The sequence below is a fragment of the Zafaria cholistanensis genome (genome assembly GCF_008580665.1).
GTDB classification, from domain to species: Bacteria; Actinomycetota; Actinomycetes; order Actinomycetales; family Micrococcaceae; genus Zafaria; species Zafaria cholistanensis.
This window is the reverse complement of record NZ_BKDJ01000008.1, coordinates 59,323-77,935: the sequence shown is the minus strand read 5'-3', so window position 1 is coordinate 77,935 and position 18,613 is coordinate 59,323. Positions and strand designations below refer to the sequence as shown.

Genomic DNA, 18,613 nt, shown 5'->3' with positions numbered 1-18,613 from the left:
AGCCATCAAACAGGTGCGAAGGACAAGAAGCCTGCCTGTCCGGGCCGGCCCAGCTGCCGCACCAACCAGTGACGCGCGTGGTCTCGCCGGTCGTTCTCCCTTATAAGGTCTCGGACCTGTACCGCCGGTAAGGGGGATTACCGGCGGTAGGGTGGGGGTGACCCCATTTAAGGCTGGAATGACCAAAACCGCCCCCTGAAGAGACAACGGAGCCTGCGTGACCGAGATCCTTGCCCCCGCCGCACCCATTGACGTCGCGGGGACCGTGCTCGCGCACGCGGACGCGGAGCGGGTACGGCGCACCCTGGAGAGTTCCATCTCACCGGCCACGAAGCGCGCGTACGCGTCGGACTGGCGCTCCTTCGCCGCCTGGTGCGCCGCGAAAGGCTACCCGCCCCTGCCGGCGTCGGCCGAGACAGTGATCGCGTACCTCAGTGAGGCCGCCGCGACGGTCCGGCCCGACGGGGGGTGGGCGTACGCGGTGTCCACCCTGACGCGGAGGGCCGCGGCGATCAATGCCGCCCACGTGAGCGCCGGGGTCCCGGCCCCGGGGGCGGGCGGCCAGGTGGCGAGGGCCCTGCTCGCGATCCGGCGGGAGCGCACGCAGGGGCCGCGGCGGGTGGATCCGCTGCTCACCGATGACCTGAAAATCCTCCTGCGCGCCCTAGCCGATACGACGTGGCCGGGCGCGGTGGCCGCCACCCGGGACGCGGCCGTGCTGCTGGCCGGGTTCGCCGGCGCGTTCCGCCGCTCCGAACTGGCTGCCCTGAACCTCTCGGACGTGATCCCGTCCCGGCACGACGGCGTGCACCTGCGGGTGCGCCGGTCCAAGACCGACCAGGAAGGAGCGGGCCTGGTCAAGGCCCTGCCGTTCGGGCACGATCCGCTCACCTGCGCCCCGTGCGCCCTCTACCGGTGGATGGACCTGCTCACCGCCGTCGACGGGGCCGGGGGCCGGGTCGCGCTCATGCGCGCCGTCCGCGACATGAACGCGCAGGAGACGCACGTGTGCCGGCGGGAGAGGGCCCGCACCGACTCCGAGGCGCCTTTGTTCCGCTCCCTGGCCGGAGGAGGAGCCGTCAAGGACGCGCGGATGAGCGGGCATGCGGTCAACGAAATGCTCAAGCGCCGCGCGGCCGCCGCCGGCCTGGACCCCACCCGCTACGGGGGACACTCCCTGCGGGCCGGGTTCGTCACCCAGGCCTTCCGCGCCGGGGCCGACTCCCGCGCGATCCGCCGCCAGACCGGACACAGGAGCGATACGGTCCTGGCCGTCTACGACCGCGAATACGCGCCCCTGGTCGGCAACGCCGTCACGGCCATCGGCCTCTAACCGTGGACGCCGTGAACAGGGAACCCGTGAACAGGGAGCCGAAGGGCAGGGGCGCGACCGCGAACCCGGCGTGGGTGCTGTTCCGGGACTGGTGCGAGGCCGCAGGCCTCTCCGCCCTGCCCGCCACCGCGGATACGATCGCCGCGTTTGTCGCCGAGGTGCCGGCCGCCCCGGCCACCCGGGCCAAACGCCTGCAAATCATCCGCCGCGTCCACCGCCACACCGGACACCCCCTCGCCCTGCCCGACCCCACCCCCGCCTTGCCCTGGCGGGAGGGGGAAGGCTGGCTGGACCTCACCCAAACCTTGGCCCGCTGCCCCACCGCCGGATGGCCGGCCGGGCTGGCCGGGCGCCGCGACGCGTACCTGGCCGTCCTGGCCGGGACCTGCCGCCTCACCCGCGAAACGGCCCGCCAGGTGGGAGTCGCCGACATCACCCAGGGCCCGGACGGGGCCTGGGCCATCTGCGGCATCCCCGTCGAACGCACGCCGGAGCCGGCCGGGTGCCCGGCCTGCGCCCTTACCCGATGGCTGACAGTCCTGGTGCTCTGGGAGGAGCGGGGCAGGGCCTCGGTGCGCTCCCTGCTGGCCGGACACCGAACGACAGGCACCCACGCCTGCCGGGAAGCCTCCGGGCACCGGGGTCTTCCCCCGGGAACGGTGCTGCTGCCGGGCATCGACAAGCACGGCTGGCTCACCGACTGGGAACCCGTCTCGGCCCGCACCGTCTCGGCCATCCTCGCCCACCGCCAGGACGCCTCCCGCGCACCCCTCCCTGAATTCACTGCGGGGCGCGACCCCGACCGGGAGGTCGCAGAGGACTACCAGCGCGCCTCCCTGGACGAGCTGGCCGGAATCCTGGAGGCGCTCGACACCCAGGCCGCCCAAGCCCTGAAGGCATCCGACGCGGCCATCGAAGAGACCCTGGCCATGCTGGGCCGCATCGGCGACCACTAGGCACGCTCCCGTCTGCCGCCCGTACCGGCCGCGACTCCAGGCGCGACGGGCGGGGGCGGCCGGGCCGTTCCGGGCCTCAACGGGTGAGACCCCAGACCAGGGGCGGATTCGACGGATCCAAGCTTCTTCGGCAACTATTCCGGATTCAAATGTGTTCGCTCAATGAACAAACTGCCCTCATGTGTTGCGCATCACTTGATCATGAAGACGAGTCCAAACTGTCCACATGATCGAAGGGGTTGCTCCTTGTCCACCTCCAACCTTTTGTCGCCACGTCGCGTTCACCCGCTTTGGGTGGTTGTCCTTTGTTGGCTCGCAGTCGTCTTTGATGGCTATGATCTGATCGTCTTTGGGGTCGCCGTCCCCGAGTTGCTGGAGTACAAGGCGTGGAACCTCAATCCAGTCCTCGTCGGCCAAGTCGGCTCGCTGGGTCTGGTTGGCATGTTCTTCGGCGCATTGGCCTCCGGCACGCTCAGCGGGCGCTATGGGCCTCGCAAGCTCCTCATTACCAGCCTCATCGTCTTTTCCTTGGCCATGCCCTTGGCGGCAATCGCGCCGACGCTGTTCGTTTTCGGCCTCTGCCGCTTGGTTGCCGGACTCGGCCTGGGGGCTCTCATGCCTGTCGCGATCGCACTCACCGTCGAGTTCTCCAATCCGGCCAGGCGCCAGCTGAACAACGCACTGATGTTTTCCGGCTTCTCCGTCGGCGGCATTCTGGCCGCCGTCGTCGGTCTTGTGGTCCTTCCTGTCGCCGACTTCCGTGTCCTCTTCGCCCTCGGTGCCGCCCCCTTGGTACTCGTCCTGCCCTTCATGCTGCGTTTCCTCCCGGAATCCATCGCCTTCCTCAAGCATTCGGGCCGGGAACAACAAGCTCGGGAAACCGCTGCCCGCTATGGCATTCCCTTCGCCGAATCGCCGGCATCCCAAGAGAAGGCCAACCCCGCCGCACTGTTCAAGAACCGTCTGGCCACGCCGACCCTTCTGTTCTGGCTGGTGTCCTTCTGCGGTTTGTTGATGGTTTACGGGCTGAACACCTGGCTGCCGCAGATCATGCGTTCCAGCGGATACTCCCTCGGTTCCGCGCTCACTTTCCTCCTCGTCTTCAACATCGGCGCGGTTGTCGGGGTGATCGTGGCAGGCGGACTGGCGGATAAGCTGGGCGAGCAGCGAGTCATCGTCGTTTCGTTCCTCATGGCTGCGGCCGCTGTCCTGCTCCTGGCCACAAAGCCGGACGGCTTCTTCCTGTACTTCCTCATCGCCGTTGCCGGTTTCGGGTCCAATACCCAGACTTTGGTCAATGCATTTGTCGCCGGCTTCTACCCCGCCCACCTGCGTCCCACGGGTCTGGGTTGGGCCCTTGGTGTCGGCCGTCTTGGCGCCATCGTCGGCCCGACCTACGGCGGGATCGTCATGTCTCTGGTTGCCGCCGGCGCCGTCGGGAACACCTGGAACTTTTACGCGTTCGTCATCCCATCAATCATTGCCGCAGTCTTGCTCAGCCTCGTGAAGAAACGCCCGCTGCTGGCAACGCCAGCGGTTCCGCCACTTGGCGGAGATGAAAAGGTTGACGCCGAGAAGTCAGCGAGTGCATGAGGTTTCGGCTGTGTCCGGGACGTGGCAGCAATAGCGGCCACGTCCCGGTGTTCGTCCGCAGCGGTGGGCGGCAACCCATCAGGTGGTGGACGCTGGGACGCGTGAGAGCCCACCGGATAGGAGCCGATGCGGCGAGACCATGTCGGGCTGCAGTGACGATCCGAACGCCGGCTCGGGCGCCGCAGGATGCGCCTGAGCCGGCCGGGCCGGCGCTGGGACTCCTGCGGGGTGCGTCTTGGCCGGTTCGGCGGCATCCGCATGGATGCCCGGCATCCGGGTGCGGCCATTCGGGTCTCCTTGCCCCAGCCCCTGCCAAGGAAACCGGCAGGGGCTGGGGCAGGGTTGCCTAGCCCATCTTGCGCATCGCGCCGGAGACGCCTTTAGCCGCCGCCACCACGGCGGGCGCCAGGCTGGACAGGGACACCGTCCTGCTGGGCACGACCACGGACAGCGCGGCGATCACCTCGCCCGTCGGGGCAGTCACCGCGGCAGCCACCGAGTCCGCTCCCGCGCTCGTCTCCTCGCGGACCATTGCGAAGCCCTGCGTGCGCACGTCGGCGAGTTCCCGGGCCAAGGCGTACGGATCCGTGATCGACGCCGGCGTCAGCTTCGCCAGCGGCTTGGCGAGAACCCGGTCGATCTCCTGCTGGCCCGCGTGCGCCAAGAGGACCTTCCCGACCCCCGAAGCGTGCAGGGGCAGACGCCCGCCAACCCGTGAAACAACCCCAACCGCATGCTTGGCCGAGAGCCGCTCGACCACCACCGCCTCATCGCCCTCGAGTACCGCCAGCTGTACATGCTGGCGCAGGGACTCGTTCAACACGCTCATGAACGGCATGGCCACCTCGCGCAGTGGCAGTGTCCGTGGAGCCAGGGACCCGACTTCCCAGAGCCGGATCCCTACGACAAACGTTCCACGTTCCGTGCGTTCCAGGAGCCCGGCATCGACCAGTTCCCCCGCGATCCTGCGCGCCGTCGCGTGTGCAAGTCCGGACCGGCGCGTTACCTCGGCGAGAGCCAGCTCCGCCCGTCCGGGTGCGAAGCAGCCAAGAACGTCCGATGCCTTGGCAATGACGCTCCGCGGATCTTCCGGGCGGCGCCTCAGGGTTCTCCCCTCCAGCAGAATCCAATGTTCATTGAGTAAACACTAGCTCCCGGCCCTCGCATCGGCCAGTCAAGAATGATGCAAACGCCGGGAGATCCCTTCCATCCTCCGTCCGAAAGGTAAGCCATGGACACCTCAACCATTCCCTCCCCACCACTGCACGTTGCAGTGGTGGGCGGCGGCATCGGCGGCTTGGCGGCCGCGGCCTTCCTCGGCCGGTCCGGCCACCGCGTCACCGTCTTCGAGCAGGCTCCCGCCCTCGGAGAGGTCGGTGCCGGTTTGGTCGTGGCTCCCAACGCCGTCAGGCTGCTCCGCCGCCTCGGCGTCATGGACCAACTCCAGACCCGGGCCGTCCGGCTTGAAGCCGGTTGGGAATTCCGTCGCTGGTCCGACGGCACCGTGCTGTCCGTCGAGGACCTGGCCAGCCGTTGCGCCGAACTTTACGGCGAAGACACCTACGTGCTGCACCGAGCCGATCTTCTCTCCGCGATCCGATCCGCCGTGCCCGACGAGGCGCTGCGTTTGGGCAGCCACGTCGACTCCGTCGAACAGGACGCGGATGGGGTACGCCTGACTCTCGGCGACGGAACGACCCACCACGCCGACGTCCTGCTCGGAGCCGACGGCGTGCACTCCCTGGTCCGCGGCATCGTGGCCGCCCCGACGCCGGCGGAGTACTCCGGCATGTGCGCGTTCCGCGCTCTCGTCCCCGCGGACAAGGCACCCGACTTCGCACGTCGTCCCGCGCAGACCCTTTGGATCGGACCGGACCACCACCTCGTGCACTACCCCATCTCGGGAGGCGAGTATGTCAATGTCGTCGCCTTCGCCCCGGCGGGGGAGTTCACCCGCGAATCCTGGAGCGCCACGGCTGAACTCGAGGAACTCCTCGTCGAGTTCAAGGGCTGGGACCCCCGTCTCGAAGAGCTCATCAAGGCTGCCGACCGTCCCGGACGTTGGGCACTTCTGGACCGCAAGCCGCTCGACCGGTGGACTCATGGACGCATTACCCTCCTCGGCGACGCCGCGCATCCGATGTTCCCCTTCTTCGCGCAGGGTGCGGCACAAGCCATCGAGGACGCCGCGGTCTTCGCAGGATGCCTTACCAAGCACGCTGACGAGCCGGAACTGGCCCTGAAGACGTACGAGTCCCTGCGCATCGAACGCACCACTCGGCTCCAGGAAATGAGCCACGCCCGCAAGGACATCAACCACCTGCCGGATGGGCCCGAGCAGCAGGCTCGCGATGCGCAACTGGCGGACGGCGATGCGCTGACGAAAGCCTCCTGGATCTATTCCTACGATCCGGCGCGGGAACTGGACGGGGCGGTGCTCTGATGCTGACGTTTGAACATGTGACGTTGGGCCAGCGGGTCCTGTTCGGTTCCGGGAAGGCCGCGGAGTATCTGGCCGCGGAGGTGGCCCGGTTGGGTGCTTCGCGGGTGATGGTGATTGCCTCGGAGTTCGAACTTCCGATGGCCCGAAAGGTGGCGGCGGACATTGAGGTGGCTTTGTGGCACCACGAGGTCATCATGCACGTGCCGGTCGAGGTCGCCGATCGCGCCCGTACCGCCGCGATCGAGGCGGGGATCGACTTGATCGTGTGCGTGGGCGGGGGCTCGACCACGGGTTTGGCGAAGGCGGTGGCGATGACCACGGGGATCCCGATTATCGCGGTGCCGACCACCTACGCGGGGTCGGAGGCGACCAACGTGTGGGGCCTGACCGAGGCCGCCCGCAAGACCACCGGGGTCGACGACAGGGTCCTGCCGGTGACGGTGATTTACGACGCGTCGCTGACCCTGTCCCTGCCGGTGGACATGTCGGTGGCCTCGGGCCTGAACGGGATGGCGCACTGCGTGGACTCCCTTTGGGGTCCGCGGGCGGATCCGATCAACAGCGCGCTGGCCGCCGAGGGAATCCGTGCCCTGGCTGCGGGGCTGCCGGCCATCGTCGCGGACCCGTCCGGGTTGGAGGGCCGGGAACAGGCCCTCTACGGGGCGTACCTGGCCGCGGTCGCCTTCGCCTCCGCCGGGTCCGGGATGCACCACAAGATCTGCCACGTGCTCGGCGGGACGTTCAACCTGCCCCACGCCCAAACCCACGCCACCGTGCTGCCCTACGTGCTCGCGTTCAACGCACCCTTCGTCCCGGAGCCCGAGGCGAGGATGGCCGCGGCGTTCGGCGCGCCCACCGCGCTGGAGGGGCTGCAGGGACTGCGCGCGAGGCTGGACGCGCCGAAGGCCCTGGCCGACTACGGGTTCACCGCCGACGGGATCGCCGAGGCCGTTCAGGTGGCCCTGCCCGCAATTCCGGCCAGCAACCCCCGCCCCGTCACCGAGGCGAACCTGACCGCCCTGCTTCAGGCCGCGCTCACCGGTGCGGACCCCGTGACCCTGTCCGAGCAGGCCCTGGAAGGAGCCACCCGATGAGCGCCGACGCCACCTCCCACGCTCCCGGAACCACCATCAACGGCGTCAGCCCGCAGCAGCGCACGATCGAGGAAACCCTCACCGACACCGTGCTGGCGTCCTTCGAAAAGTGCGAGGACCCCCGTCTGAAGGACCTCATGCAGGCCCTGACCCGGCACCTGCACACCTTTATCCGCGAGGTCCGCCTGACCGAGGCCGAGTGGGACGCAGCGATTGCGTTCCTCACCGCGGCCGGGCATATCACCGATGACAAGCGCCAGGAGTTCATCCTGCTCTCGGACGTGCTCGGAGCCTCCATGATGACCGTGGCCGTGAACAACGAAGCGGTCGGGAACGCGACCGAGGCCACTGTGTTCGGGCCGTTCTTCGCCGAGGACGCCCCGGAGATCCCCCTCGGCGGGGACATCGCCGGCAGCGCCTCCGGCCAGCCCTGCTGGGTTGAGGGCACCGTCACCGACACCGACGGCAACCCGGTCCCGAACGCGCGGATCGAGGTCTGGGAAGCCGACGACGACGGGTTCTACGACGCCCAATACACCGACGGGCGCATCGCCGGACGGGCCCACCTCTACTCCGACAAGGACGGGAACTACAGCTTCTGGGGGCTGACCCCCACCCCGTACCCGATCCCGCACGACGGACCCGTCGGCATGATGCTCGAGAAGGTCGGCCGGTCCCCGGTCCGGGCCTCCCACCTGCACTTCATGGTCACCGCGCCGGGCCTGCGCACCCTGGTCACCCACATCTTTGTTACCGGCGACCCGCAGCTGGAGATCGGTGACTCCGTGTTCGGCGTCAAGGACTCCCTCATCAAGGACTTCGTCCCCCAGCCGGCCGGAACTCCCACCCCCGACGGGCGCGACCTGGAGGGCACCGGATGGGCCCGCACCCGCTTCGACATCGTCCTCGCACCAACGGGGGCCTGACTGGGGTAGCACTTCACCCCAACGCTCCCCGGCGGCATGTCCACCGGGGAGCACCTGTCATATGCGCCGTTATCGGCGTTAAACCCACCGGAGTTGTATTAGGTGTGGATACTCCCGGGCGAGGCCGAATGCGTATTTGAGCTGTTCGGAGGACGGTTGTCGGGCGAAGAGTCGTCATCGATACCTCCAACGACCGCATATCTGCGCAAACCGCCGTGGTGTTCCTGCAGCTAATGCATGTTTCCACGGTTTGGGTCGCCGGTCGTCCCGGCGCTACAGTGCGATCCACAACCATTGCCACTAGGCGCGGCCACGTTGGCCGCACACCATTGGAAGGCGCAAAATTCCATCAAAAAGACCCGCTTCCGTCTATGCGTTCACTGACGGGCCACCTCTATGAACGCCGCTGGCAGGGAACATACTCCCGGCCCTGGAATAGCCGCCTTTAGGAGCGCGCCGGGGCAGGTGGGACGCGGGTTTCGGACATTGGCCCTATGGCCCCGGCAGCTCCGCGGCGATGTACCAAGCGGTAAGCGGGTCGCAGTCGAGCACGATGGGCCATGAGGTGGAGGCCGGCCCTGAATGCCTTCCGATGGTGTTCGGAGGAAGAAGTAGCTAACCGTGCGGCAGGCCAAACCCCTCATTAATCTCACAGTCCCGACAGGCCTTGGGCACGGCCGTGCTCAGCCGCCGAGGATCAGCCGCACGGCCAGCACGACGGCGCCGGCCGCCGCGGCGAACAGGCCCGCCAGGCGCAGCCGATCCGCGTCGAGGAAGCGGTTGAGCCAGCGGGATGCGAAAAAGCCAGCCAGCACCACCGGGACCAGCAGCAGGAAGGCCTGCACCACCGCGGGCGTCACGAGGCCGGCGAAGGCCAACAGACCCACGGACATGAGCGATCCGACCAGGAAGAACGCGCTCATCGTGGCCCGGATGCGCGCCGGGGGAAGGCCCTGCCAGATGATGGCCATCGGGGCTCCGCCCACGGACGTGGCGGTACCCATGATGCCGGAGAGGACGCCGGCGATGGCCAGGGTGGCGGGAGTCCGGGCCGGGCGCCATCCGAGGAAGGCCGATCCGATTCCAGTGAGCACCGCAATGGCCACGATCCAGGAGAGAGTGGTCGCCGACACCGCCACTACCAGCCAGGCGCCCAGCATGCTGCCGGGAGCCCGCCCGGCCAGGGCCCAGCTGGCGCCCCTGACGTCCAGCGCCGCTCTGTCGCGGATCGCGACCAGCAGCGTCAGGACGCACGCCAGCATGACCACCAGGGCGGGCAGCAGAGAGGGCTCCACCAGCGCTATGACCGGCGCGGCCACGAGGCCGGCACCGAAGCCGATGGAGCCCTGCAGCCCGGACGCCACGAACATCGTGGCGCCCAGGACGGCGTAGTCGGCCGGGCTCACGTCCCGGCCGCGGTGGCCCGCAGGCCGGCGTCCTGCGGATCCTCGAGCGGGAAGTGGCACTCGGCGGCGTGCGCCGCCGGTGCGGCTCCGCGCAGGGTCGGCACGGGCAGGGCGACCCGGCCCGCTTCGGAGGCGGTGCGCCGTGGGGGAGCCTGGGTAGCGCAGACGTCCTGGGCCTTCCAGCAGCGGGTGCGGAACCGGCAGCCGGAGGGCGGATCCAGCGGCGAAGGCAGCTCACCCTGCAGGACGATCCGCTCGGCGGGGCGGGACGCGGCATCCAGCTTGGGGGAGGCGGACATCAGCGCCGCCGTGTACGGGTGCAGGGGACGTTCGAAGACGTCCTCGGTGGTGCCCGTCTCAATGATCCGGCCCAGGTACATCACCGCGACGCGGTCCGTCACGTGGCGGACCACCGACAGGTCGTGGGAGATGAAGATGTAGCTTACGCCCAGCTTCTGCTGCAGGTCGTTGAGCAGGTTCAGTACCTGGGCCTGCACGGACAGGTCCAGCGCGGATACGGGTTCGTCGAGGATGATCAGTTCCGGGTTCAGGGCAAGTGCGCGGGCGATGCCGATGCGCTGGCGCTGGCCGCCGGAGAACTCCTGCGGGGACTTCTTCGCGTCAGAGGGACGCAGGCCCACCAGCTGCAGGAGCTCGTGCAGCCGGGCCTCGCGCTCGCGTCCGGTCTTGTAGAGGCTGCGGTGGGTGGCCCACGGCTCGGAGATGATCTCCCCGGCCGTCATGCGGGCGTTCAGCGAGGCGAAGGGATCCTGGAAGACCATTTGGACGCGCCGCCGCCAGGCGAGCAGCTCCTTGCCCTTGAGGCCGAACGGGTCCTGCCCCTCAAAGGCCACGGTTCCGGAATCCGGCTTCTCCAGCAGCATCAGCGTGCGCGCCAGGGTGGACTTGCCGCAGCCGGACTCGCCGACGAGCCCCAGGGTCTCGCCGCGGCCGACCGTGAGGTTGATTCCGTCCAGGGCCCGCAGCCGGTTGTTGCCGGAGGCGCTGCGCGCCACCTGGAAGGTCTTGGTGACGTCGTGGACCTCGAGGGCGACGTCGGCGCCGGAGTGGGAACGATCCAGCAGAGCGGTCATGACTTGATCTCCTCAAGGGTTTCGTCGGTGGCCAGGAGTTCGGAGAAGTGGCAGGCGGCCTGCTGGCCGGGCGCCACTTCGCGCAGCACCGGGCGCTCCTGGCGGCACAGTTCCCGCGCCAGCGGGCAACGGTCCTGGTAGACGCAGCCGGCGGGAATGTTCTTCAGCTCCGGCGGGCTTCCCGGGATCGAGGAAAGGTTGCTTCCGCGTTCTGCGTCCACCGGCACCGATTCGAGCAGGCCCTTGGTGTAGGGGTGCCGGGGAGTGGCGAAGACCTGCTCCACCGGCCCCTGCTCGGCGACGGTGCCGGCATACATCACGGATACGTCGTCGGCCTCCTCGGCGACCACGGCGAGGTCGTGGGTAATGAGGACCACCGCCATGTTCTCCTCTTGGCGGAGGCGGCGGAGCAGGTCCATGATCTGTGCCTGAACCGTGACGTCCAGGGCGGTGGTGGGTTCGTCAGCGATCAGCAGCTTGGGGCTGAGCGCCACCGCCATGGCGATCAGGATGCGCTGGCGCATGCCGCCGGAGAACTGGTGCGGGAACGCGTCCACGCGGGATTCGGGCTCGGGGATGCCCACGCGCTTCATCAGCGCGATGGCCTCCTTGCGGGCGGCCTTGGCGGAGAGCCCGCGGTGGATGCGGAAGGCCTCGCCGAGCTGGACGCCCACCGGGTAGACGGGGTTCAGGACTGTCAGCGCGTCCTGGAAGACGATGCCCAGTTCGGCGCCGGCCACCTTGCGGCGTTCCTTGGCGGACATCCGGTTCAGGTCCTTGCCGTCCAGCTCCACCGTGCCCCCGGAGACATGGGCCACCGGGTCCAGCAGGCCGGCAATGGCCTTGGCCGTCATGGACTTGCCGCAGCCGGACTCCCCGAGCAGGGCCAGGGTCTGGCCGGCGCGGGCGACGAAGCCCGTGCCGCTGACTGCTCGAATTTCCCCCGAGGGGGTGCGGATGTCGACGTCCAGGCCCGCTACGCGCAGGACGACGCGGTTCGGCTCGCCGGGGCGCCGGGTCCCTTCGTTGGTTGCCGTCATGGTCACTTGGACTCCTTGGCCGGGATGCGGGTGATGAGCTTTTTGCGGCCGGGCACCGCCAGGCGCCAGCGCTGGGACGGGTCGGTGGCGATGCGCAGCCAGGCGGCCAGCAGGTTCGCCGAGATGGCCGTGATGACGATGGCCAGGCCCGGGAAGATGGACAGCCACCAGGCGGTCTGCAGGTACTGGCGCCCCTGGGAAACCAGGAGGCCCCAGCTGACGTCCGGCGGCTGGATGCCGATGCCGAGGAAGCTCAGCGAGGACTCGGCCAGCATGACGTAGCAGAACTCCAGGGTGGCCAGCGTCAGGATGGTGGGAATGACCACCGGGATGACGTGGCGGCCAATGATGGCGTTGGGGCGCGCGCCGAAGGTCCGGGCGGCGTCGACGAAGGTGCGGCTCTGCAGTTCGGCCGACTCGGCACGGGCGGTGCGCAGGTAGATGGGGATGCGGGTCAGGGCCAGGATCGCCACGATGTTCGCCACGGACGGGCTGAACACGTACAGGACGACGACGGCGAGCAGGAGCGAGGGGAAGCTCATGATGATGTCCGCGAGGCGCATCGAGACGTTCTCCCGCCAGCCCCGGTGATAGCCGGCCCAGACACCCCAGAGCGAGCCGATGATCATCGCCACCGCGACCGCGGGGACGGCCACCATGAGGGTGGTCCGGGTGGCCACCACCAGGCGGGCCAATACGGAGCGGCCCAGCGAGTCCGAGCCGAGGAAGTATTCCCAGCCGTTGGCCGGATTGAAAGGAGCTTTGTTTGCGAAGAGCAGGTTCTGCTTGGTGGCCAGGTCGCCCATCAGTGCCGGTCCGAAGATGGCGGTGAGCAGGACGGCCAGCAGTACCACGGCACCGGAGCAGGCGAACTTGTCCCGCAGCAGCAGCCGGAACAGGCTGGGGGTGGTCGACTTGGTTTCCCGCAGGGCCTTGCGGTTCGCGTCGGGCAGGGCGGGGCCGGCTGGGGCCGGGCCGGTACCGGGGAGGTCTTGGGTGGTCTGGCTCATGGGTTCCTCCTAGGGATCGGGGCGCTCCCGCCGTGTCGGCTTCGTCGCCACGGCGGGAGCTTGCGACCCTACTTATTCAGGGATGCTCTGGGCGGGCACGGCGGGCACGGCGGTCCTTGGTGGGCCAGCGGACCTTGGCGGCCCCGCTCACGCAGGGGCGCTTTGGACAGGCACGGCGGCCTGGCGGGCCTTGGCGCGCCGGGATGCGGCCGATGCCGGGCGGACGCGCGGATCGAGCAGCGCGTACAACAGGTCGATGACGATGTTCAGGACAAAAATGGCTAAGGCTGTCAGCAGCACGCAGGCCTGCAGGACGGCGAAATCGCGCTGGAGGATCGAGTCGATCATCAGCTTGCCGATGCCGGGCCAGCCAAAGATGGTTTCCACCACCACGGCCCCGTTGACCAAACCCACGGTCAGGTCACCGGCGACGGTGAGCGCCGGCGCCGCGGCATTGCGCAGCGCGTGGCGGGTGACCACCCGGGACTGGGAGGCCCCCTTGCTGCGCGCGAGCTTGATGTACGGCTCGGCCAGGGCGGACACCATGGCCCCGCGCACCACCTGGACCAGGGCGCCGAAAGGCCTCATCACCAGCGTTCCGATGGGCAGCACCCAGGCGGCCGCACCGGCGACGCCGGACGTGGGGACCCAGCCGAGGGTGATGGCGAAGACCCAGATGCCCACGATCGCAAGCCAGAAGTCCGGGATGGAGGCGGCGGCCATCGAGATGAAGCTGGAGATCCGGTCCGCGACGCCGTTCGGCTTCAGGGCCGCCCAGCTGCCGACGATCACCGCCAGCACGATGGCCAGCACCATGGTGGTGGCGGCGAGCTGGAGAGTGGCCGGGAAAGCCCGCAGCGCCATGGCTGCTGCGGACTCTCCCGTCCGGAGGGAAGTGCCGAAGTCCAGCTGGAGCACGCCCCCGAAGTAATCGGCCATCTGGGCCAGCAGCGGCTGGTCCAGGCCGTTGCGGGCGGCGAAATCCGCGCGCATCTGGTCCGTGGCGTTCAGCGGCAGGTACAGGCTGGCCGGGTTTCCGGTGAGCCTGGCCAGCGCGAACACGCCCACAATCACCACCACCAGCGGCAAGGCGCTGGAAACGATTCGCTTGCGTAGATAGGTCAGCATTGTTCTCTTACCTACTCTCTGATGGCTGGCTGCCGGCCCTGCAAATGCGCTTTGGCGGTGGCGGACTCAAGGCCTGCCACGCCAGGCGCTCCGAGCCTAGAGTCCCCAAGGCGTTATCCCTTGGGTTTCATGTCGGCCACACGCATCTCGTCATAGGTCGCGGAATCGGGCTCGTAGGCGACCCGGTCGGATACCGCGATCACCCCGCCGACCCGGACCAGTACGGCATCGCGAACGATCTGGTCGTGCTGATACGCCAAAGCCTTTTCGAAGGCTGCCTGGCGTTCCTCGCCGGATGCACTCTCGGCCTCCTTGATCAGCGAATCCAGTTCCGCAGTGCCGTAGGTGCTCTGGCCACCCTTTGATCCGTAGTTGTTGACCATCGTGAACGATGCATCGCCCGCCTGGTTTCCGTGCTGTCCCTGCAGAATGGTCGGGCCGGCTCCCTCTGGGAACGGCCTCAGTGCGTATTCGAGCCAGGCGTTCACGTCCAGCATCTCGATCTTCACGTTCAGCCCCGCCTCGGTCAGCGCCGCCTGGACAACTTCCATGGCCTGCGTTGCGTTGGGATAGATGTTGTTGCGACCGATGAGGGTGATCTCGTTCTCCACCGGGACACCGTCGGCCTTGGCTGCGCGCACCAGCTCCTGCGCTTTGGCCATGTCGTAGGACGTGGGAGCGATGTTGGAATTGTGGCCGATGACGCTGTCCGGGACGATTTGGGATGCCGTTGTGCCGACGCCGCCGAACACCGATGCAAGCAGGCCATCGCGGTCCAGCGCGTAGTCGATCGCTTGGCGAACACGCATGTCGTCCATCGGTGCTTTTGTGGGGTCCAGTCGCAGATAGGCGGTCTCGTTCGTTTCGAAGACGACCGCGTTCTTTTTGTCCTTTTCCTGCGGTGTCAGGGTCGTCGCAACGTCTGCTTCTCCGGTCTCGACCATCGCTGATCGGATGTCTGCTTCTGTTCGCCAGGAATACTCCACGGAGGCGAAGTCAGGCTTGTCCCCCCAATAGCCATCGAAACGCTCCAGGGTCAGTCGGGTTCCCGCATCCCAGGTTCCCACCTTGTATGGGCCCGTGCCCACAACTTCCCTCACCCGCTCTTCGGGATCTGTGGAGGCCGGCACGATGCCGATGTACGAAATCCGGAGCGGCAGGATGGGATCGGGGGAACTCGTCTCGATCTCGATCGTGTGGTCGTCCACCACCGTGGGAGTGAGGCTGATTTCCCCGAAGAACTGCGCGGCGACATCGCAGCTGAGAGCAGGCTTGAGGACCCGCTCGATGGATGAGGCAACGGCCTTGGCGTCGAACGGGGAGCCGTCCTGGAACTGAACGCCCTCGCGCAGGTTGAAGGTCCACGTGGTCTTGCCTGTCTGCTCCCAATCGGTGGCAAGCATGGGTTCGACTTCGCTGGTGGAAGGGTCCCGAAACGTCAGGCCTTCGGTGATGTTTGCACGGGTGACGCGTCCGGTGGAGGACTGCGAATTCATGCAGGGGTCGAGGGTGGGCGGTTCTTCGGGAAGGACGATCCGCACCGTGTCCGGGGCGGCGTTGGCGGGGCCGGCTGCAGCGCCGGAGTTGGCCACGGAGCAGCCGCTGAGTACGGCTACTGCAGCGGCTGCTCCAAGCACGACCGCTGAACCACGACGTTTGGCCAGGCCGTTCAGGCCCAAGTGCTGCTGTGATTTGTGATAGGTCATCATTGACTCCGGGTGTGGGATGGGTTCCAAGCCGCGGAAGGTTTCCGATTCTTGGACTGCAGGACAAGGCCGCGATCAAACGCTGAGGCATGCGGTCGGGGCGGGTCAGAAGTCGATGAAGAAGGCTGGCGCAGCGAGCATGTGTCTTAGGTCACGCCTCCGTCATATCTCGTATCTTAGATCTCGTATTTGGCATACGTCAACGACTATGATGGTAGGGACTATTGAGTTCCCAGAAAGGCGTCCCAATGTCTGCCAACAGCGTGGGCTTGACCCGAACCCTTGATCTGCCCCCCTCGCGTATCGAACTCGTTCTGAGCGAGATCCGGGAGGGCATCCTCACCCGCAAGCTGGCTCCCGGGCAGCCCTTGGTCGAGGCGGAATTTGCGAAGGCGATGGGGGTGTCCAAGACTCCCGTCCGTGAAGCCTTGAAGATCCTTTCCCAGTCAGGACTGGTGACATTCACGCCTTTCAAGGGAGCGTCCGTTACTACGGTCGATCCGCCGTTCATTCGCTCCGTGGCCGAGGTGCGCCTTCTGCTCGAACCCGAAGCCGTAAGGCGGGCAGTCAGCGACGGAGATCCGGGCTTGTTCCAAGGCGCCGCCACCGCTCTGGACGAAGCCCGAGATGCTGCCGCGGCCGGAGACCAGGGACGGCTCAGCCTCTTGAACCGCCAATTCCACGCAAGCATGTATGCGGGGTGCGGAAATCAGATGCTGATCGACATCCTTGAAAACCTGCGGGATCGCGCGGCTCTGATTAGTGTGGTTGGCTGGACCGCCTCGCCTACCTGGGAGACCGAGTGGGCTGAGCATCGGGCGATCCTTGAGGCCGCGCTCAACGGTGATGCGGGAAGCGCCGCGGATCTGCTGCGGAATCATCTGCAGGAATTTATGGACCGCGCCCTGAAGCAATTTACGCCTTAGATCAGAGCGCACCGCCGTCCGGACAGCGAACTGGTGTCCCCGGCAGATGGGGCTTTAGGCGGGACGACGCCCTTCGGGATGAACGGAGATCGGCCTGGTTGGGCGCGACGGCGGCGGCTCCGGCGCGTTCTGCTTCACCCTAATCCTCGGCGGCATCGCCACGGCGTGGACGGTGGGGCGGTCGCTGCGGAACGGGGCCGCCCAATGATCCTTCGACGCCCTTGAGTACGTCACCGCCGTGTTCCCGTTCCCGACTCTGGGATCGATTGGGACGATGGGTCGGAGGTCGCCAACGAGCAGCTGGCGGCCTGTTGCCAGGCCCGTCGGATCACCTTTGCCCGCTGTGGGCCCCAGAACAAGGATGACGGGGACGCCACGGGCAGAAGGACTGGGCGCGGGTCCGCGACCTGGGCGGTTGCCCGCGCTTCGACCCCGTCGCCGAGCCGGACGAGCCCCGGCGCAATTGGGGAGCGGGCAGGCCCTTCATCAACACCCTTCCCCGCGGAAGGGCGTCTCCAGGCGGCGCTACACGGCGCAAGTCCTCAAGAAGCGCGACGATGCCCCGGCCGCGCGCCCACCGGCGCGGCACGAAACGATCCGCACTCTGGGGAACGCCTCCTTGGAGCGCATCAAGTCCCAGGCGCTGTCACGCCAGACCCCGCCCACGGCCGCCGAACCCGACACCCCGGACCTGACCTGTGACCGTGCTCCCGGCGTCAAGCCGGCGGGCCTGCTCAGTCCTCTTGGAGGGGGCGGGGCAGGGGCACGTTGGCGCGCTCGGACCAAGGTTCGAGCCGAGACAGGACCTCGGGATGGAGGCTGACTCCGTGCTGCAGCTGGCTAGCACGGGTGGCAAGAGCGCGCTCACCAGGGAGCCGGGTTTTTTTGCCCGGGGCGCCGGGATCGGAGTGGACCGCCGAGACCAGGTAATCCACCTCGTCGAGGAAGTCGTCCGAACCGGAGAAGCGCTTCGGGTCGATGACCTGCAGGAAGACGCCTTGTCCGAACCGATTCGGCTGAGAGCGCCTGCCGTATCCGGGCAGCGCGAGGGCCAAGGCTTCGCACATCAGCCCGAACCCGAACCCCTTGTAGCCGAAGTCCGTTTGTCCCAACGGTTGGATTGTTCCTGCGGGGGTGCCGTTGAGGACCGATGCATCATCGGTGGGTTCGCCGTCAGCGTCAAGAACCCAAGGGCCCGGTAGCCGTTCGCCCCGCGCCGCGTAGCTTTCGAACAGCGCGTTGCTGCCCACGGAGGTGCTCTGGTCTATCAGAATGGGGTTTCCACGCGTGGGGATTCCCATCGCAATGGGGTTAGTCGTGATGACCCCCCGCGTGCCGCCCGGTGCCGCCACCGAGGCCACGCCGGGGTTGGTGGCCATGAGGAGCACAAGGAGCCCCTGCTCGGTGAAGGGCAGGAGATAGCTCTGCAGGCAGCCGATGTGAGAACAGTTGGCGATGGTTATCGTGAAGACGGCTTGCGTGCGGATGCGCTCCAAGGCCAGTGACGTGGCCTGTTCCATGGCCCAAGCACCCGGGAGGCGATGCGCGCGCCAGGCCGCTGCGCCGGGTTCATCGTGGATGACTTCGATTTGGCCCGAGCCGCTGATGTGGCCTCCTGCCAAACGCTCGAGGTAGGTGCCGAGAAACGCCAAGCCATGGGTGCGATGCCCAAGCAGGTCACCGTCGATCATTCGAGCCGTCATGGTGACGGCCTTGTCCGTATCCACGCCCGCGTGCTCCAGGAGCCGCGTGGAAAAGCCCGACAAGGAATCTATTGAGTAACGGGGGAGGGTATCGACCGGGCTAGTGTTCATGAAATTTCCTTAGGCGTGAATGTGGGCGATCCTTGGTGCTCCTTGTCAGTTCTCCGCGGTGAGGGAACGCATATAACGTCCCCTCGATGCTATTGGGTCCGCCGGCCTCAAGGCATCCCTGCCGGTGGCGGTCCGCCAAGCGTC

15 protein-coding genes are annotated in these 18,613 nt (G+C 67.5%); 7 read left to right on the top strand and 8 right to left on the bottom strand.

Annotated features, from left to right (window positions below):
• The first annotated feature begins 217 nt into the window (after positions 1–217).
• From NCCP_RS08995 to NCCP_RS08985, 3 genes are all read left to right on the top strand, one after another.
• Positions 218–1,333 (top strand): site-specific integrase, encoded by a 1,116-nt coding sequence (locus NCCP_RS08995; protein ID WP_216364694.1) that lies wholly within the window; start codon positions 218–220, stop codon positions 1,331–1,333.
• Positions 1,334–1,359: 26 nt separating this feature from the next.
• Positions 1,360–2,289 carry a hypothetical protein gene (locus NCCP_RS08990; protein ID WP_172627355.1) on the top strand — a complete coding sequence of 310 codons (930 nt, stop codon included), beginning with the start codon at positions 1,360–1,362 and terminating at the stop codon, positions 2,287–2,289.
• Positions 2,290–2,535: 246 nt separating this feature from the next.
• Positions 2,536–3,882, top strand: a complete 1,347-nt coding sequence (locus NCCP_RS08985) for an MFS transporter (RefSeq protein WP_172627354.1) — start codon at positions 2,536–2,538, stop codon at positions 3,880–3,882.
• A 346-nt stretch (positions 3,883–4,228) separates the two neighbouring features.
• Here NCCP_RS08985 and NCCP_RS15125 read toward each other — a convergent pair whose 3' ends face one another.
• A complete protein-coding gene (locus NCCP_RS15125; RefSeq protein WP_422664936.1) occupies positions 4,229–4,954 on the bottom strand; it encodes an IclR family transcriptional regulator in 726 nt (241 codons plus the stop codon).
• Between the two features lie 159 nt (positions 4,955–5,113).
• Here NCCP_RS15125 and NCCP_RS08975 point away from each other — a divergent pair, with 159 nt between their 5' ends.
• From NCCP_RS08975 to NCCP_RS08965, 3 genes are read left to right on the top strand one after another with little or no spacing between them, the layout of a single operon-like run.
• The gene (locus tag NCCP_RS08975) at positions 5,114–6,325 is read left to right on the top strand and encodes an FAD-dependent monooxygenase (RefSeq protein WP_149956905.1); all 1,212 of its coding nucleotides are present in this window, start codon (positions 5,114–5,116) and stop codon (positions 6,323–6,325) included.
• The gene (locus NCCP_RS08970) at positions 6,322–7,419 is read left to right on the top strand and encodes a maleylacetate reductase (protein ID WP_149956904.1); all 1,098 of its coding nucleotides are present in this window, start codon (positions 6,322–6,324) and stop codon (positions 7,417–7,419) included. The genes NCCP_RS08975 and NCCP_RS08970 overlap by 4 nt, the downstream gene beginning before the upstream one ends.
• The gene (locus tag NCCP_RS08965; RefSeq protein WP_149956903.1) at positions 7,416–8,345 is read left to right on the top strand and encodes a dioxygenase family protein; all 930 of its coding nucleotides are present in this window, start codon (positions 7,416–7,418) and stop codon (positions 8,343–8,345) included. Before NCCP_RS08970 ends, NCCP_RS08965 begins: the two co-directional genes overlap by 4 nt.
• A 683-nt stretch (positions 8,346–9,028) precedes the next feature.
• Here NCCP_RS08965 and NCCP_RS08960 read toward each other — a convergent pair.
• From NCCP_RS08960 to NCCP_RS08935, 6 genes are all read right to left on the bottom strand, one after another.
• Positions 9,029–9,751 carry a sulfite exporter TauE/SafE family protein gene (locus NCCP_RS08960; protein WP_216364692.1) on the bottom strand — a complete coding sequence of 241 codons (723 nt, stop codon included), beginning with the start codon at positions 9,749–9,751 and terminating at the stop codon, positions 9,029–9,031.
• On the bottom strand, positions 9,748–10,845 hold the full coding sequence (locus NCCP_RS08955; protein ID WP_149956902.1) for an ABC transporter ATP-binding protein: 1,098 nt from the start codon (positions 10,843–10,845) through the stop codon (positions 9,748–9,750). Before NCCP_RS08955 ends, NCCP_RS08960 begins: the two co-directional genes overlap by 4 nt.
• Positions 10,842–11,885, bottom strand: coding sequence for an ABC transporter ATP-binding protein (locus NCCP_RS08950; protein WP_149956991.1), 1,044 nt, complete (start codon positions 11,883–11,885; stop codon positions 10,842–10,844). Before NCCP_RS08950 ends, NCCP_RS08955 begins: the two co-directional genes overlap by 4 nt.
• 2 nt (positions 11,886–11,887) lie before the next feature.
• Positions 11,888–12,895 (bottom strand): ABC transporter permease, encoded by a 1,008-nt coding sequence (locus tag NCCP_RS08945; protein ID WP_149956901.1) that lies wholly within the window; start codon positions 12,893–12,895, stop codon positions 11,888–11,890.
• Positions 12,896–13,042: 147 nt separating this feature from the next.
• On the bottom strand, positions 13,043–14,023 hold the full coding sequence (locus NCCP_RS08940; protein WP_149956900.1) for an ABC transporter permease: 981 nt from the start codon (positions 14,021–14,023) through the stop codon (positions 13,043–13,045).
• Positions 14,024–14,136: 113 nt separating this feature from the next.
• A complete protein-coding gene (locus NCCP_RS08935) occupies positions 14,137–15,729 on the bottom strand; it encodes an ABC transporter substrate-binding protein (RefSeq protein ID WP_149956899.1) in 1,593 nt (530 codons plus the stop codon).
• A gap of 248 nt (positions 15,730–15,977) precedes the next feature.
• Here NCCP_RS08935 and NCCP_RS08930 point away from each other — a divergent pair, with 248 nt between their 5' ends.
• Positions 15,978–16,655 (top strand): GntR family transcriptional regulator, encoded by a 678-nt coding sequence (locus tag NCCP_RS08930; RefSeq protein ID WP_216364691.1) that lies wholly within the window; start codon positions 15,978–15,980, stop codon positions 16,653–16,655.
• A 734-nt stretch (positions 16,656–17,389) separates the two neighbouring features.
• On the opposite strand, the gene NCCP_RS08925 is transcribed toward NCCP_RS08930, so the two are convergent.
• A complete protein-coding gene (locus tag NCCP_RS08925; protein ID WP_149956898.1) occupies positions 17,390–18,469 on the bottom strand; it encodes an Ldh family oxidoreductase in 1,080 nt (359 codons plus the stop codon).
• Positions 18,470–18,613: the final 144 nt, after the last annotated feature.

Bases quoted from the DNA above. Each gene is read 5' to 3' on its own strand.
- NCCP_RS08975 (WP_149956905.1), top strand. From the start codon at position 5,114: ATGGACACCTCAACCATTCCCTCCCCACCACTGCACGTTGCAGTGGTG.
- NCCP_RS08965 (WP_149956903.1), top strand. From the start codon at position 7,416: ATGAGCGCCGACGCCACCTCCCACGCTCCCGGAACCACCATCAACGGC.
- NCCP_RS08955 (WP_149956902.1), bottom strand. From the start codon at position 10,845: ATGACCGCTCTGCTGGATCGTTCCCACTCCGGCGCCGACGTCGCCCTC.
- NCCP_RS08950 (WP_149956991.1), bottom strand. From the start codon at position 11,885: ATGACGGCAACCAACGAAGGGACCCGGCGCCCCGGCGAGCCGAACCGC.
- NCCP_RS08945 (WP_149956901.1), bottom strand. From the start codon at position 12,895: ATGAGCCAGACCACCCAAGACCTCCCCGGTACCGGCCCGGCCCCAGCC.
- NCCP_RS08940 (WP_149956900.1), bottom strand. From the start codon at position 14,023: ATGCTGACCTATCTACGCAAGCGAATCGTTTCCAGCGCCTTGCCGCTG.
- NCCP_RS08935 (WP_149956899.1), bottom strand. From the start codon at position 15,729: ATGACCTATCACAAATCACAGCAGCACTTGGGCCTGAACGGCCTGGCC.
- NCCP_RS08930 (WP_216364691.1), top strand. From the start codon at position 15,978: ATGTCTGCCAACAGCGTGGGCTTGACCCGAACCCTTGATCTGCCCCCC.
- NCCP_RS08925 (WP_149956898.1), bottom strand. From the start codon at position 18,469: ATGAACACTAGCCCGGTCGATACCCTCCCCCGTTACTCAATAGATTCC.